At 33.0% G+C, this 17,162-nt stretch carries 7 protein-coding genes; all 7 read right to left on the bottom strand.

Annotation, left to right across the window (positions count from 1 at the left end):
- Nucleotides 1-73 precede the first annotated feature (73 nt).
- The 7 genes from OM075_RS15865 to OM075_RS15835 all read right to left on the bottom strand — a co-directional run bounded on the left by OM075_RS15865 (nucleotide 74) and on the right by OM075_RS15835 (nucleotide 17,037).
- Nucleotides 74-4,591: a beta-sandwich domain-containing protein gene (locus tag OM075_RS15865; protein ID WP_301191518.1), complete on the bottom strand. Its 4,518-nt coding sequence runs from the start codon at nucleotides 4,589-4,591 to the stop codon at nucleotides 74-76.
- Nucleotides 4,592-4,737: 146 nt separating this feature from the next.
- Nucleotides 4,738-7,026 (bottom strand): GH92 family glycosyl hydrolase, encoded by a 2,289-nt coding sequence (locus OM075_RS15860; protein WP_301191517.1) that lies wholly within the window; start codon nucleotides 7,024-7,026, stop codon nucleotides 4,738-4,740.
- A 195-nt stretch (nucleotides 7,027-7,221) separates the two neighbouring features.
- Nucleotides 7,222-8,748, bottom strand: coding sequence for a glycoside hydrolase family 76 protein (locus OM075_RS15855; protein WP_301191516.1), 1,527 nt, complete (start codon nucleotides 8,746-8,748; stop codon nucleotides 7,222-7,224).
- A 96-nt stretch (nucleotides 8,749-8,844) separates the two neighbouring features.
- Nucleotides 8,845-10,416 carry a LamG domain-containing protein gene (locus OM075_RS15850; RefSeq protein ID WP_301191515.1) on the bottom strand — a complete coding sequence of 524 codons (1,572 nt, stop codon included), beginning with the start codon at nucleotides 10,414-10,416 and terminating at the stop codon, nucleotides 8,845-8,847.
- Nucleotides 10,417-10,526: 110 nt separating this feature from the next.
- The gene (locus OM075_RS15845; RefSeq protein WP_301191514.1) at nucleotides 10,527-12,422 is read right to left on the bottom strand and encodes a RagB/SusD family nutrient uptake outer membrane protein; all 1,896 of its coding nucleotides are present in this window, start codon (nucleotides 12,420-12,422) and stop codon (nucleotides 10,527-10,529) included.
- Between the two features lie 22 nt (nucleotides 12,423-12,444).
- On the bottom strand, nucleotides 12,445-15,963 hold the full coding sequence (locus OM075_RS15840) for a TonB-dependent receptor (protein ID WP_301191513.1): 3,519 nt from the start codon (nucleotides 15,961-15,963) through the stop codon (nucleotides 12,445-12,447).
- Between the two features lie 96 nt (nucleotides 15,964-16,059).
- Nucleotides 16,060-17,037, bottom strand: coding sequence for a FecR family protein (locus OM075_RS15835; protein WP_301191512.1), 978 nt, complete (start codon nucleotides 17,035-17,037; stop codon nucleotides 16,060-16,062).
- Between the last annotated feature and the right edge of the window lie 125 nt (nucleotides 17,038-17,162).

The following is a 17,162-nucleotide window of genomic DNA, read 5'->3' as shown; positions in this document are numbered from 1 at the left end:
AAATAAAACCAATAGTGTAAAAGTCAAACAGAAAGCACGAATAAAGCACATTATCATTTTTAAGTCTTTTATATTAAAAAACAACCAGCTTTTGAGTACTCACCCCACTTTTCGACAATAAACAAACAACATAACTGCCACTTAATAGGCCACTTGCTTTTATATCAGTTATACCTATTCCAACAGTATTTGTGTATATTAACTGTCCTGATAAAGAATAAATATTTATAATCCCTATCTCTTCGGTATTCACTCTGAGATGCTCTTGCCCATTAGTCGGATTTGGGTATATTTTAAATGTTTTTGAATTCAATTTATGTTTAAAAATCCCTGTTGCTAATTGACTTCCATAAACATTAAATCCATAAATCCTAGCTGCCTCATTACTACCTTGTTGAGCATTAACAATATGCAATCTAACTTTACTCGTAACAAATGGTTCTACATCATAATATGTTACATTAGATGTATTATTATTAACTATATCAATATCCACCCAGTTATCATTCACAAACCTTTGCAAACTAAAATCAGAGGTTATAAAACCCTCATTTTCAATCGCCCCATGTAACACTTGCCATCCACAAATCTCAACATCCTTACCAAAGTTTAATTCTATCCACTTGTCAGCTGAACTATTATCACACCATTTCGTATAAGGATCATTATCGATAGCCATAAAACCACTTTCTCTATCATTAGTTTGATCAGATACTGAAACTGAAGTAGGAGTTAATACAGAGCCACATTTAACCGTATTAAAAAGAGGTTCTACTTCGATAAAGTCAGGTAAGCTTGTAATATCGGTCACTGGAATAACATTATCATTTTCATTATTTGAAAGTGTTGCCGCAAAAACAATAATGTCAGGATTATTAGGCAAACGTAACTCTTGTACATCTGCAGTAACAGGAATGGCATACTTAAACATATACAAAAACTTGTATAATTCGTTTTCTAAAGTATTATTATTGTGCCTGTGAGTCGCTGTAAATCCAACATCCTCAACTCTGTAATATCCATAAGAATATTGATTTGGCCATTGCCCTACCGAACCTGCAAAATTACCTATATTTATAGTATGTGTTTCATCATCAATAACAAATTCTCCTAAAGCACCATCCCTTTGAGTTGAAGCTGCAAGTAAATAAAGTTTACTATTTGTACCCTCGTTATAATCCAATGAAATAGTTTGCCCTTCACAACGTACAGCATTTAATAAATCATCCTCACGAGGCCCCATTTCAAATTGTATTCCTTCGGATTCAACGTAGTCTCCTAACAGTTCTGTTGGATAAGATAAACCTGTCTCACAAAACTCACCATCATTACGATTTGAATCAGAACTCATTACATCTATATTATATGTTAATGACACGGGATTTGACACAGGATTCATATCCTCCTTGAAATCAGGATCTGCTAACTTTACAGAAAAAGTTTTTGGTGCGAATCCTCCAATATTAAAAACTAAAGATTTCCCTGAAATAGTGGCACTTCCACTATACTCTTCAAGGCCATTTACCTCTGTTGCTGATAATATTTCTGATGGGAAATTAATTACTACATTATTCTGTTCTTCTCCAGATAACTCATAAACGCGAATAATAACATCATCTGACTCTTCTGCTTGTTTCAAAGCTTTAATAGCAACCTTTGGAGTATTTACTGATGCAAATCCAAACGAACGTCCTAATGTTCCGTCATATTTCGGAGCTTGAAACGCCATTAAAGGTTGATTTACCTTCTCCCCCTCCCATACAGTACTCTCTGACCATTCACCTATATGACGATAAAAAGAAAAAAGAAACTTATTTAAACCAAAATCCTGATGTGCTTGGTAAGTATACGAATTCTCTACCTTCGGAGTATGTATTAATGATAAACGTAATGTGTTATCTGAAGGTTTATCCCAACCATATTTACAATCATTTAAAATGGAAACTCCATACGCACCATCACTGTTGGTAATATCAGCCCATTGATGACCTGCAACTTCATATAAATCACCAGTACTATTTGAACGATCAATTGCACCTATTGACAAATCAAATTTGGCAATATCATTTTGAGCTACTAACGGAAATTCGGCTTTTAATAACGTTCCCGTTGTTTTCCAATTTACTTCATTTACAAAATCAACACGGTCAGTTGATGTTTGAGAAGATAACCTTATGTATTGTACATATTCTGATTCCTCTTTTGTCCTAACAACCTTTAATGCAATACGCAATGGCCCGTCCTCCTCAATTGAAACGTTTACTCCCTCATCTACATATGAATAAGGATCAGAAAAAACTGTTTCTGATGTTATTTCCCAGGCAGGCCAGGTAGTAGAAACATCACTTTGTAGAGATAACCTAATAGGTGCTGATAAAAGCTCTTTTGCTTGTACCTTGTCATATATTGACGAAACATCTCCGTTTGCATCTAAAGTCAATTTAAAAACATCATTTTCCAAACTATTTTCAGTTACGATCAAGCTTTCATCATTAATAGGAGCTTCTTCTGATGCTTCTATGTTGTATATTGAATAACCTAAGGACTGTACACTCGCAACAAATAAAAACTTTAATTCATTTGTACTAGAATCATATCCTAATATCTGAGACATTACAGTATGTCCTTCGCCATCAGTAACAATTAATGAATTAGGCTGCCCGTCTATCTTTATAGATGCCTCAACCAACTCTGTTTGTGCTATAGACAATGGATTATATACCACTACAGGTATGCCACTAACATTCGTATTTAAGTTTCGGCTAACAGCCCCTACGGAATTTCTAAGGTTTTCTGATAATTCTAATTGATTTAGTACTGCATCATTATAACCATATCTATAAGATTTTGGAATAGATGTACCTGTTAAATCATCATGAAATTGATGCCATAAAATTCGAATCCACGATTCTTTTATTTCTTCAGATGGGTAGTTTAACATTCCCATCCAATCTGAAACAACGCTTGATTTTTCTGTTGCTCCAGCTAAGAGTTCGTTTTTGCGATTCCAATATTTCAAAATTGTTTGTGAAGTATAGCAGCCAACACCATGAATTCTCATAGGCAATTCATTATCCCATACAGGTAAGTTTGCAACTTGCTCACCAGAAAAGCTTGCAAAATAGTTATCAGGAGACTCCATTATTACTTTAACAGGGCCTGAACTTGTCATGTTTTTTTCTAACCATATTGCTGTTTCTTCATCTAAACCACCTCCTCTATCTCCTCTTGGACCTATATATCGGCAGGTTGATGCTACTCCAAACTCTTGCTGGTTGCTTATACATTTGGCTAAAATTTCACCATCATATGATAAGTCCTTCCTAAATTCTTCATGAGCATCATAAGGCCCAGGTTTTAGCAATGCCATAATTTCTGATCCATCAACACCTTTCCAACGCCCAAAATTAAATAAACTGTTGTAATCATATGCTGATCCCCAAGCAAGTTTTGCACTATGAAATCCTACATAACCACAATGTTTTGCAAGGGTGGGTAGTGAATATGGAAATCCAAAACAATCAGGCAACATGACATCAGTTCCTCCCTTTCGACCAAATTCCTCTTTATAAAATTCTTGTCCATATAAAAAATTTCTCATAATGGATTCTGCCGATGGTACCATAACATCATTGGCATTTATTGCTCCTCCACTGATGTTCCAACGCCCCTCATCAACATAATTCTTTAATACTTCCCATTTTTCAGGATAATACTCCTTCATCCACATATAATGAATTGCAGATTCAAAATTGAAATGAAAATTTTGATAGTTTTCAAAAAGATTGAAATTATCATTCATTGTATTGGGAATGTAATCTCCAATTGTATTCTCTAACTCCCAATTCCACTGTGTGTCAAGGTGTGAATTAGAAAGAAGATAAAGGCTATATTCCTGTTCACGGGTAGTGGAGATATCATAAGCTGAAGCCCCAAAAATGGCAACATAACCACTGCCTTCAATATGTTCTATATTAATGCTTACTATACTCTTAGATTCATCAGTTGGTACAATACGATCAAATAATGAAAAATTATATCTTTCATCCAAATTGCTATTTTCAGTATCTATTCTTCCCATTCCAAAATATGAAACTCCATACTGAGAATTTTGATACCAATCCAAGAATTCTAAAATACTTTCATCAGTACTTCCATCAGTATATTCTACGGTAACTAAAATTTTATTACTACCATTTGCTGCTGTCCCTAATAACCAAATTTCACTTGTTTGAACAGTTTCAGATAAGCCTATAGATAAGGAAGTTGCAAAATCTGGTTTTAACAAAAAAGTATTAACATCATTATATGAAGATAAATTGTATTTTACACCTGCTGCAGTTCTAATTATCCCTGATTCATCAGAAATACAACCTTGCTCTTGAACTGTAGAGGAATAAAATGCCCAACCATCCCTATCAATTGAAACAACTTCTGTTAAATTGCTCTTATCTTCAACAATACAGTCTGCATTCTGTCCACTAATCGTAAGGGAAATATAATTTTCCTGTGAGAATAAGCTACCTATTCCTATGCATATAAAAACAAGGAATAAAGTAGTTCTTCTTTGTAGATTGTCTTTTATTTTCATACTATCTGATTTTAGTTTAAATGAATTTAGTGTTGTCTTATATTCTTGTTTTTTCTAATTCTTATTATTTAGATTATGCAATTTCGATACATACTCACGTACATATAACGTTACATACACATGAGCACGATAAATCACTTAAAAATTTATTTACTTTTTGAAAATGAATATGGAAATGATTTTTTCTTTATTCCCCTTTGATAATTTGGATTTGAACTCATTTCATATTCTATTATCGCTCCGTTTATAAAATCTTCATGAGAAAAATAATTCTTGCCGTAATTCTTGTCATTTAATTTTATTTTGTCGATATATCTATTATTGTTCCCATTATTCTTTGAGATCAATTGTATTTGATTTCCATTTTCTAACTCTATTTTCACAGTACGAAATAATGGAGATCCAATAACATATTGATCACTTGCAGGACATACTGTGTAAAATCCCATAGCTGAAAACACATACCAAGCAGAAGTTTGTCCATTGTCTTCATCTCCACAATAACCATCTGGTGCAGCAGTATAAAGCTTATTCATTATTTCTCGAACCCAATACTGACCTTTCCAAGGTTGATTAGCATAATTATATAGATAAGCCATATGTTGAATTGGTTGATTACCATGAGCATATTGGCCCATTCCCATAACTTGCATTTCCCTCATTTCATGTATAACAGATCTACTATTTATTCCTTTTGAACTAGAAACAACAAATACAGAATCCAACATTGTAATAAAATCATCATTACCCCCCATTAAATCAATTAAACCTTGAGGATCTTGAAAAACAGACCATGTATAATGCCAACTATTCCCCTCTGTAAAATCATACCCCCAATCTTCTGGTTTAAAATTACTTGAAAAAGATCCATCCTTCGCTCGGCCACTCATTAGCTTTCTATTTGTATTGTATAAGTTCTTATAATTCATAGCCCGATTAGCATAAACTGCAATCTCACTTTCAGGCTTTTTTAGAACTTTTCCTAACTGATAAATTGTCCAATCATCGTAAGCATATTCTAGAGTACGTGCAACACTTTGACTAATTCCTATATCATTAGGTATATATCCGTATTCATTGTACTCTTTATAGCCTGTACGTCCTGATGATGAAACCTCAGGATGTACATTGTTGGCACCATGTATTACAGCTTGCCATAATGTTTCTATATCATATCCTCGAATGCCTTTAATATATGCATCAGCCACAACTGATGCAGAATTGTTTCCAACCATGCAGTCTCTGTGACCAGGGCTAGACCATTCTGGAAGAAAACCACTCTCTTTATATGCATTCACTAATCCCTTTTGAATTTTTTCACTTTCTGACGGATATACTAAGTTTAATAATGGAAATAAACTACGGAAAGTATCCCAAAATCCAGTATCTGCGTATATGTATCCCGGTAAAACTTTACCATTATAAGGACTGTAATGAACTATTTCTCCTTGAGCAGTTTTTTCTGATAGATTACGAGGAAAAAGCACTGAACGGTAAAGACAGGAATAAAAAGTTCTTATGTTATCAATATTATCATCCTCTATTTTAATTCGTCCTAAAACTTCATTCCATCTTTCTTTTCCTTTTTCCAACACTTCCTCGAATGTTTTTGTCCCCAACTCTCCCAAATTAATTAATGCTTGTTCATCACTTATAAAAGATGAAGCAACTCTTGCATGAACAACCTCTCCTCTTTTTGTTGAAAATCCAATTATTCCTCCTGCATGATTTCCTTGAAAACTTGTCTCCTTTGTCGATATTGAACCATCTTTAACTGTCGCATAATATTCAATTGGTTTATCAAACACAATGACAAAATAGTTCTTAAAATTAGTAGGTACACCTCCACTATTTTTGGTGGTATAACCAATTATTTTATTTTCTTCAGGTATAATTTTAATAAATGATCCTTGATCAAAAGCATCAATTGTAACATACGAATTTTTACTATCTGGAAAAGTAAACCTAAACATAGCTGCTCTTTCTGTAGGAACAATTTCAGTTGTTACATCACAATCAGCTAGATGTACTTTATAATAATATGGCTTAGCAACTTCTGTTTTATGAGAATACCAACTTGCTCTTTCGTCTTCATTAAAAATAGGTTTACCAACAACAGGCATTAACGAGAATTGTCCATAATCATTAATCCAAGGACTGGGTTGATGAGTTTGCTTAAATCCTCTTAATTTGTCAGCAGTATAAGTGTAAGTCCAACCATCTCCCATTCTTCCGGTCTGAGGTGTCCAAAAATTCATACCCCAAGGCATAGCTATAGCTGGATATGTATTTCCTGTTGATAGCTCAAATTTTGATAGAGTACCTACTAAAGTACTAACATATTCAACTGGTTCTTGACCAACAATTACTGAATATTTTATTGTTAGAACGATAAGAAAGATAATTATTTCTCGATATTTTTTTTTAAAAGTCATTATTTTAAAATTGAATAAATTATTTTACACATAACAATCCCATTTCAAAGTAGGTTATCTACTCTGAGCACATGGTTTAAACACTGAAAAGAAATAGGATTGATTTGATTTCAATACATTAAAGAATCCATCAAATCACTATTTAGAATTTATAAAAATCACATAACTACTACTGTATTAGATAATATTAAAGTTTTATAAGCCTTCCTCTTCCAATAAAGCTAAATTTGCAAGAATTTCAACAACCGCACCAACATGCAAAACTTCCCAGCTTGATTGTCTTTCATCTCCTAAAATATGGCTATAATTTGGTAGTTTAGTAGACTCATCTACTCCATATTTTGACAACCAAAGATTTGAAAATGTTTGTTCGAAAGCAGTTATATACTTCCTATCTCCGTCTATCTTGTATAGATCAATAAATCCTCTCAGAGTTACTGCATTGAACCAAGTATGTCCTTCAATATAATTTATTCTTTGCTCAAGAGATGATGACACATACTCAGTAAACCATTTATTGAATATGGATCTTGCTATATTTTGAGCATCTGTTAAATATTGTTTTTCATTTGTAATCTTATATAAAAGAGATGCTGCTTGCATTGGTTGCCCTGAATTATACGTAAACTTATTCTTATCAATAGTAATACCGTTAATATTTATATTATCATAATATAAATAATCTCCTGAATCCTGAAGTTTTTCTTTCACCCAAGTATAAAGTTCTACAGATTTATCTAAATATTCCTGTTCTTTAGTAGCTAAATACAGTTTTGCTGCAAGAACAGCAGACGGAGCTGTTGAGCATGTATGCTTAGAACTAGGGTTTTCTTCTTCAATCCAATATACACCTCCTCCAATTTTTTCATCAGTACCACTTAAAATAAATTGCCATACCATTTTAGCTTTATCTAGATAACGGGTATCTCCAGTTTGTAGATATAGATTAGCCATATCAATTCCAATCCAAACATTATCATCATAAAAGCGTTGATTTCCATTGGAAGGATAAACCGCATAAGCTGATATATTATTATCAGTTGTTATAAACTTATTAATCCCGTTAAACATTAAGTCATCCATCTCTATATACTTATTACCTAACGATTTTATCGCTTGTGACGCTTCTCTAATGGCAACAAAACCAGAAAAAGCTCCACCTTGCCCCCATACTACTGCATCTCCATCCCAATATGGTCCAGTTGAATTTGGATATCCGCTATTCCAAACTCCAGATCTTGGACTAGTTAACATTAATTTAATCATTGCATCCATCACTGTATCTGCCCTTGCTAAAAATATACCTGTATCTGGTTCTTCATTATCTCCTAAATATGGTTTCCCTTCTACCTCAATACTTTCAGAACTCATTCCCGTCTCACTATAAGTCTTGACACTTATAATATATGTTGAATACATAGGGACTTCAATCGTTAATGAACTCTGAGTGCCCTTTTCAACAGTTAATGTAATAGGTTCAATCTTCACTCCTGTGATACTCTTTGTCCTACAGCTAATCTTTACGGTTGACAAATTTTCATTATCTGGATTATCCCAAACAACGTATAACTGTTTAGGTGTATTAGCTTCTTTTATAGTTAAATTTTCTACAGGATCAATGCTAGAATTAACATTTGGAGTTATGCTGTCATTCTTACCACAAGAAGAAAAAAGTATAATAATATTTATAAACAGGAATAATAAGTTCACTTCCTTTGTCATATTCGTTATATTTCAATAGGTTATCAAAAAGGGCTTCTACTTTTCCTCTTAGACTTTCTAAAAAAGATCTGTAGAAGCCATGAATTTATTTCTGAATTATTCTGGACATACTTTTTGCACATATCTATCTTCAGGAAACTCTTTTGGTTCAAAACCTCCAACATTTCCATATACTACAGCATCTAACCCATGGCCAGATAAATCTGTAAAAGAGGAGGTTGAAGTACCATAGTTAAACACCCAGTTTGAAACAAGATCTTCAACATTATATTCCGAAGTTAATGAACACATACTTGCCTGAATTTCAGACTCTGTACGAGCTACCTTCCAGATCCTAGCTTCACCTAATTTACCATAAAATCCTCTCCAATCCTGATTACAAGCTCTACCTATCATAAAAGCAGGATCCTCATTTTGAACAGTCAAATCTACGGTCGTATGTTCTCCACTAGTATTTTCAAACGTTAATGTTTCTTGTACTCCATTAATGTACATCTTATATTTTTCCTCAATACTAGTGGCTGTTCCATCAAATACAACAGCTACATGATACCATTTACCAGGGCCATTTCCTCCAGCCCTATCTGATAAAATAGTTTGTTGACTAAATATTTTAAGATCACTTCCTGAAATTTCAAATCGAGGATTAACATCAGTAAATTCTCCTCGTAATAAAAGATTCCCTTCCAATCCCATAAGCGTCATCAATCCTCTTGTATAATCAGCATAGAATACTATTTCGTATGTAACTTGGCTTAGATTCTTCAAACTCTCTGCTTGTGGTGAATTTGCCATATCAACCACTAAACAATAATTATCATAAAGATTAATAGCAAGATCTAAATCAACAGAAATTGGAATAACAACATTATCACCTTGAATTCCTGTGATTGTTAACTCAGTTGATCCAGATGCTAGAGGTACAACAGTTATAACATCATTCTCTAAAGATACACTTACTATATCATCCTCTGAGAAAGAAAATGTATAATTACCACTTCCTGATAAAATAGAAATGGTACCAATAGATTTTGATCCATTTAATGTTAAACTTGATTGATCTACTGAAATAACACCTTCCTCAACTTTAACTATTAAGTCTAAAGTCTGATCTTTTCCATCACGAATTATTAAACTAGCTTCTCCAACATTTTTTCCTGTTATTGTAAATGTATTATTTCCTTGTAAATCATCTTTATTTAATTCTATTATTGACGAAGAAGATGCATCAACAAAGTCTACTGTATAATTTCCATTTCCAGTAAGTATTGATATTACCTTTTCCTGTCCTACAACAATTGAAGGCATACTGCTATCGACTGTAATATTGAATACCTGGGCAACGGTTACTACAACTTTTGCTTTTTTTCCTTTAGAATCAAATACATAAACGTTTGTTTCTCCTCCCTCCAAATTATCACTAGCTGTGATTGTTACTTCACTTTCATTGACCGTTGCTGTAACAATATCTTCATCTAATGGATATGCTGAATACTCACCATTTCCTGATATTACATTAATAGTTAAGCTTTCTCCCGGGTTGATACTAACTTCTGTTGTATCTAACTCAATATCTACATCTATTTCTTCTTTATTACATGCAAAAACAATAGATATTAGAATTAAAAAGGAGAATAAATGTAGATTCTTTATATATTTTAAATTCATAGCCGTTTAAATTAATCATTGTTAAAAAATGAAGGAAGCATGAACTTCCTCCAACAATAAAATTTATATTGATCATATATCATTTTAATATGATATACTTTCAATTAATATTACCAACCTGGATTTTGAATTAATCCAGGAGTCTTTTCTAATTCTTCAAACATAATCGGGAATAAATAATGCCTTGGAGTTACAAAAACTCTTGATTCTACAAAGAATCTTTCCATTTTATAATGTTTCCCGTCTACAATAATCTCTCCGTTAGGATCTTCAACTGGCCTCATTCCATTTATCATTCTTTGTCCTTTAGGATAAGGCCAATAGTTTTGTGATCTTTCATCATTTGTACTACCAGAAGCCTCCCATTCATCCTCACTAGCTGTTACAGTCGTGCTATTAGGTTCTAAGTAAAGACGACATGTCCATATCCTATTATTTTCATAAAATAATTCAACTCTTCTTTCTCTCTGAATATACTCATTCATTAAATCTTTATCTGTGATAACACTTGTTGGCATAGGTGCCATAAATGATCTTGCACGCACTTCATTAATCATATCATATATTTCCTGATTTGGTCCGGAAGTCTCATTAACTGCTTCACTATATATATATATAAATTCAGGTAATCTCCAGACAGGAGGAGCACTTATATCAAATGATTTATCTCTATTCCACGATTCCTTCAAAAATTTGCGTAAGAAATATCCTGTTGTGGTAGAATTTGTTGCATTAATTTTGTCTGCTCCAGAGGCTGTATTTATCTTACCTCCTTTAAATGTAGAACCATGATATATTATATCTCTGTATAATCTGGGATCTCTGGCAATTCCTTCGTATGGATTCTCATCATTATAACCATCTGAAACTGCACGATCAGAATAAATTGGATAACCATATCCGTCACTAGCAATATACTCATATTCATCTACTTGTTCTTGTACTGGCATTTGTCTTGAACTTCCACCCCAACTTGGAGGGTAAATATCACCTTGCCATGCACTATTCTTATCTTTTGTTATAAAAAAAACAGCTTCTTCCTGATATGCGTCCATGTCATAATACATATCCCAAAGGCGTGTATATACTTTCGAGTTATTATTATTATCCCCCGCATCATCATCAAATTCAGTATTATCATGATTAACATAAAGTGAATAACGTTTTCCTCCGTCAACTTGAAAGTCTATTACATTTTTAGCTGCAACTTTAGCTTTCTCCCATCTAGACTCATCATACCCATACTCACTTACATAAGCTCGTGTATCATCTGGAAAATTGCCTCCATTCCACATTGGGGTTGCTGCCATCCATCGTACAATTGCTTTTAGTCCTAAGCAAGCACCTTTATCAATACGCCCAAAATCTGATCCTCCCCATGTCTCTGGTACTCTATTATATGCGGAATCACAATCTTGACATATCTTTTCAACAACTGAATGAAATGACTCTTTTTCAAATTCCATACTTCCCTGTGGATCAACAGTATGGTTTAAATAAACCACTTCTCCATACATTCTTGCTGCTAAATAATGTAAATATGCACGCATAAAAAAGGTTTCTCCTATTCGCTTTGATAAATCACCTTCTTGCAATGGATTATCTGGCGTTTTATATTTTTCTATACCTTCAAGTATAACATTAGCTTTCCTTATCTTATTGTAAAGATCCCACCAGTATTGTCCACAACTACTTCTGTCTGGCATTCCCATAGAACTCCAATCTCCATCGTTAAATTTATTTGTTAAACTTCCTTCTGCCGTTGAACCTTCACACTCATCTGTTACTGGAGCAGTGCTAAAGTGATTAAAAAATACCAATGTTTTATTTGCAGACTTAATATTGGAATACAAATCTGTTACTAACTGATTTGTTTTCGTATACCTTGTAAACACCTGTTCTTCATCCAATTGATCATCAGGTTTCCTATCTAGAAAATCATCATTACATCCAGCAAAAGAAACTGAAACAAATAAAATTATTCGGAATAAATATTTAAATTTCATAATTGACTTGCTTAATTGTTGTTTAAAAAGTTGCATCTATACCAAAGTTTATCACTTTTTGAATTGGATACCAATCTCCAGAACCTTCTTGTGTTTCTGGATCCATATCTACTTCACCTAATTTATCAAATGTAAACAAGTTTAATCCTTGTACATATATACGCACAGCTTTAAGGCCAATAGTCTTTAACTTTTCACGAGAAACATTGTAACCTAATTCTATAGTTTTCATTCTCATATAAGAAGCATCATACATAAACAAACTACTATTTGAATTTTTATTATTACTATGATCTCCAAAGTGTAAAGCAGGATATTTAGCAGTTTCAGCAGTCTCTGGTGTCCAACGCTTTAGGTGCATTGGCTTAACTTTACCATATTTATCTTGTGAAAAAAGTGGAAAATCCCAAACTGCAGCCCCTGACAATTGGACTGATGTACGTGCAGCCCCTTGTAATAACATACTAAAATCCCAACCTTTAAATTTAAAACCTATTGGTAAACCAAACATAATTTCCGGAGATCTGGGATTTCCCATAGCCGTGCGATCACCTAAATCATCAATTTTACCATCTCCATTTAAATCCTTGTATACAACATCTCCGGGAGTCAATTGTCCCCACGATTGAAAACCTGCTCCATTATTCATTTCATTAAGCATTTCAGCTTCTGCCTCATCTCTAACAAAATGATCTACTACATAATTAAAATGTTCACCGATCCGTTTTCCTGTTTGAGCTCTCCATGAGTATTTACGATCAATTTCATTCATGAACTTGATTTTGTTTTTGGCATAAGTAAAATTCGGTTTGAAATAATATTGAAAGTTATCTCCGATTTTACCTCTCCAACTTATCTCTAAATCAACTCCCTTATTATCTACTATACCCGAATTAACATAAGGTGCATCCTTTCCAACAATATCAGGTAATCCAAATTTATCACCTCCAGATAAATCTGTTATAATATCATATCGATGCTCAAAGAAATAATCTACAGACAAAGAAAGTCGCTGATCAAACATAACCAAATCAAACCCAATATCAGTTTTTTTAGCTTTCTCCCAGGTAAGGTTTGGATTGGCTAAATTACCCTCAGAAATACCTCCTCCAGCTCCGGATCCAAAGTTATCTATTCCAAAGCTATAGTCTCCACCACCTCCATAATACTGAAGGTATATAAAACGAGAATTATTAGGAATATTATCACTACCGACTAGTCCATATGATCCTCGTATTTTTAAATTATCTAACCACTTACTTGTTGAGGCCATAAATGATTCATTTGAAATAATCCATCCTCCCGAAACTGCAGGAAAAAAACCGTAGCGTTTTCCTGGAGCAAAGTTCTCTGATCCGTTATAACCCATATTAACCTCAAATAAGTAGCGAGATGCAAAATCATACGTTGCTCGTCCTGTTATTCCTTGATAACAAAATGACACTTGATTATCAATATCTTTTTTTGAGCGATTGGCTAAAACCATTCCAGTTACACTATGTGCTCCAAATTTCTGATCATACTCAAGTTTTAACTGTAAATAACTGCGACCAACTGTTGAATTACGACTAAATCCATTTCCTATAGTCTGATCAATATCGTATTTATTACCTGTTTTATATTCGCCAACATAATGTCCTGGTGTACGATAAACATCACTTCCTTCCACAGGAACAAAAGTTGCATACCCCGGGTATTCTCTATATCCTTCGCTATAAGTATCTACTTTTCTATTAATCCATCGTCCATCTGAAGCATCATATGAAAAAATAGCCTCTGCTTGTAATCCTTTTGTAATAAAATCCAATTTATGTCCAAGTGCAAAAGAACCGTTCAAATAAGTATTTTTTTCATTTAAAAATCCAGTTCTACTCAGTTCACCTAAAATATTAAAACGATAAATTTGATCTCCATATAACATTCCTGATGGATTATTTGCCGCATAAATTTTATTAGTTTCAATATCTTCATTTACTTCTAATGTAATCGGCAAATAAGGTGGTTGAGTATTCGCAAACTCAACGATTCTTCCTGCAGTAGTTCCTGGTGCATTTCTATCTGTTATCCTTGCTCCAATATCTAACTTTGCATAAAAATTATCCGTAATATCTATATCAATATTTGATCTGAAGTTATAACGTTTAAAAACAGCTTGTGTATTATACTGTGCTAGATCCGTATGTTTATAGTTACCATCTTGTTGAAAATAATTTGCCATTACATAATATCTTGCTCTCTCATTTCCTCCTTTAATAGATAAACTGTAATCACTTTGTGCACCAGGTTTAAAAGCATAATCAAAATAATCCCAATTATACCCCAAACCATCAGAATTATCTCCTTTTGCTCTTCTAAATTTATCAATGGCATCTTGAGTAAATAAATTTAAATTTTCAGGATTAATACCGGGATTATCATTCTGAATAGCTTCATTATATAATTCTGCATATTCCGCAGATCCTAAATAAGTAGGGAATTGCACCGGTTCATTAACGCCATACGAGGCTTTAAAATTAACCGTTGCTTCTTGTTCTTTCCCCCTTTTTGTTGTGATTATAATTACACCATTTGCGCCTCTTACACCATATGGAGCAGTTGCTGAAGCATCCTTAAGAATTGTAAATGTTTCAATCTCTTCAGGAGCCAAAAAATTCATATCCCGTTCAACTCCATCTACTATTACAATTGGTGATTTACTTCCATACGTTCCTAATCCTCGCACAAATATTTCACTTTGATCAACACCAGGTTCACCTCCACTATATTGATTTACAATTAAACCTGGCATTCTTCCTGCTAATGCATTTGTTAAATTTGCCGTGGGACTTTGTTTTAAATCTGTAGTTGTAATTGATGAGATTGCTCCCGTTATTGTTTCCTTTCTTTGTTTAGTATAACCAACAACAACAACTTCATCCATATCCATTGCTACTGGTTCCATAGTCACATTAATATTTTCAGGACCACTAACAAGAAACTCCTGTGTTCTCATCCCTATAAACGAGAAAACCAATGTAGAATTTATTGGAACATTTGAGAGAGTATAATTTCCATCATAATTAGTAATTGTTCCAATATCAGTTCCTTTAATTACAATAGATACGCCAGGAATACCTTCCCTCATTCCATCTGTAACACTACCTGAAATCTTAATATTTTCATGTTGTTGTGTATTTACTTCGTAAAGAACGATCTGTTTGTTGACCACCATATAACCAATATTCGTACCTTGAAATATATCTTCAAGTACATTAGCCAATGGTTCGTTTTCGTAATCAACATTTACTTTACGTTCAAGATTCACATACTCAGAACTAAATGCTACTTTAAATTCAGTTTCTTCCTGAATTACAGTTAACGCATCTCCTACTGTTATTTCTCCCATCTTAACAGTAATCCTAGCATTTTGTCCATAACTTCCCCTGGCAGAAACTTGCAATAAACAAACTGTTAATAAAAACATACTGATTTTCATAATCCGTAGAATTTTACGTCCTACAAAAGAAGTCGTACCTTCCCTTGCAATACCATTTTTTTTCATAAATTTGTATTTACATTTATTAATTTGGCATCATTATTTTGATGCCGATTATTTAGAATTCCTTAGGAAAGTGTTGCTGCACTTTCCTATTTTTATTTATTTTTTGCGAGATTCAAAATAAATTGTATCACTAAATTGTTCTATTTTTACTGCGGCAATGTTTTCCATAATAGTTAGTACATCATCTAAATCCTCATCTTCAATAGATAAACTTATTTTATACTCTTTTAATCTTTCATCCACAATAAATTTATAATTATATCTTCTTTCAAGTTTTAATACAGCCTCTGATAAAGGACAATTGTATATATTAAGTATACCTTTGCGCCATGAAGTATATTTGTCTGTATTTACAGCATCTCGAACAATCTTTCCAGAATTAGTTTCGAATACAGCTCTTTGACCAGGTTTTAAAATAACCTTCTTTGAAGGATCTTTTACTAATGACATTTCAACCGACCCCTTTTCAAGTAAAATTGAAGTTTTATCTACTGCCTCAAATGCTTCTACTTCGAACTTAGTCCCCAGCACCTTAACATTTACATCTTTACTTTGAACAACTAAAGGAAGTCTATCATCATGTTTAATATCGAAATATGCCTGCCCTTCTAACTTTAGGTCTCTATTTGATTTGGCAAATTTATCATTGTAAGTTAAAGAAGAACCAGAATTTAACCATACTTCTGATTGATCAGGTAATATAATTTTAGAAACATGACCATTATCAGCTATAACGCTAGTATACAAAGGTTCTACCATTCGATTTCTAATAAAAATACCACCTACTGTTAAAAGCAAAATCAACATAATAGCAACTGCATATCTATATATGTAGCGTATTTTTTTTAACCTAACAACATTGGCAAACTCATCACTCATGATATGCGATTGTAAACGAACTAAACCAGCTTCTATATCTTGACTAACAATTGAGGTAAGACATTCTTTTTTCCAGATAAATTTCTCTTTTTTAAATTCTATAAAATTTTCTTTGTTTTCAAGCCAATTCAGCAATTGTTTTTGCTCATCTTCATTAGCAATACCTTCGAAATATTTTCTAATTGTTTCTCTCATCTCTAATTGTTTTTCATTAGTAGTAGCCTGTTTTAAAAAAAACCCTACCTAAAATTATTACTTATTTTAATTTTTTTTCACAACCTATTAAAATATGATTATAATAATATTTCTAAATAATCTGC

The organism is Plebeiibacterium sediminum (assembly GCF_026013605.1).
GTDB classification, from domain to species: Bacteria; Bacteroidota; Bacteroidia; order Bacteroidales; family Marinilabiliaceae; genus Saccharicrinis; species Saccharicrinis sediminus.
This window is presented reverse-complemented; position numbering and strand designations above follow the sequence as displayed.

Excerpts from the sequence above, each read along its gene's own strand:
- OM075_RS15860 (WP_301191517.1), bottom strand. The coding sequence starts at position 7,026 with ATGACTTTTAAAAAAAAATATCGAGAAATAATTATCTTTCTTATCGTT.
- OM075_RS15865 (WP_301191518.1), bottom strand. The coding sequence starts at position 4,591 with ATGAAAATAAAAGACAATCTACAAAGAAGAACTACTTTATTCCTTGTT.
- OM075_RS15850 (WP_301191515.1), bottom strand. The coding sequence starts at position 10,416 with ATGAATTTAAAATATATAAAGAATCTACATTTATTCTCCTTTTTAATT.
- OM075_RS15855 (WP_301191516.1), bottom strand. The coding sequence starts at position 8,748 with ATGACAAAGGAAGTGAACTTATTATTCCTGTTTATAAATATTATTATA.
- OM075_RS15835 (WP_301191512.1), bottom strand. The coding sequence starts at position 17,037 with ATGAGAGAAACAATTAGAAAATATTTCGAAGGTATTGCTAATGAAGAT.
- OM075_RS15845 (WP_301191514.1), bottom strand. The coding sequence starts at position 12,422 with ATGAAATTTAAATATTTATTCCGAATAATTTTATTTGTTTCAGTTTCT.
- OM075_RS15840 (WP_301191513.1), bottom strand. The coding sequence starts at position 15,963 with ATGAAAAAAAATGGTATTGCAAGGGAAGGTACGACTTCTTTTGTAGGA.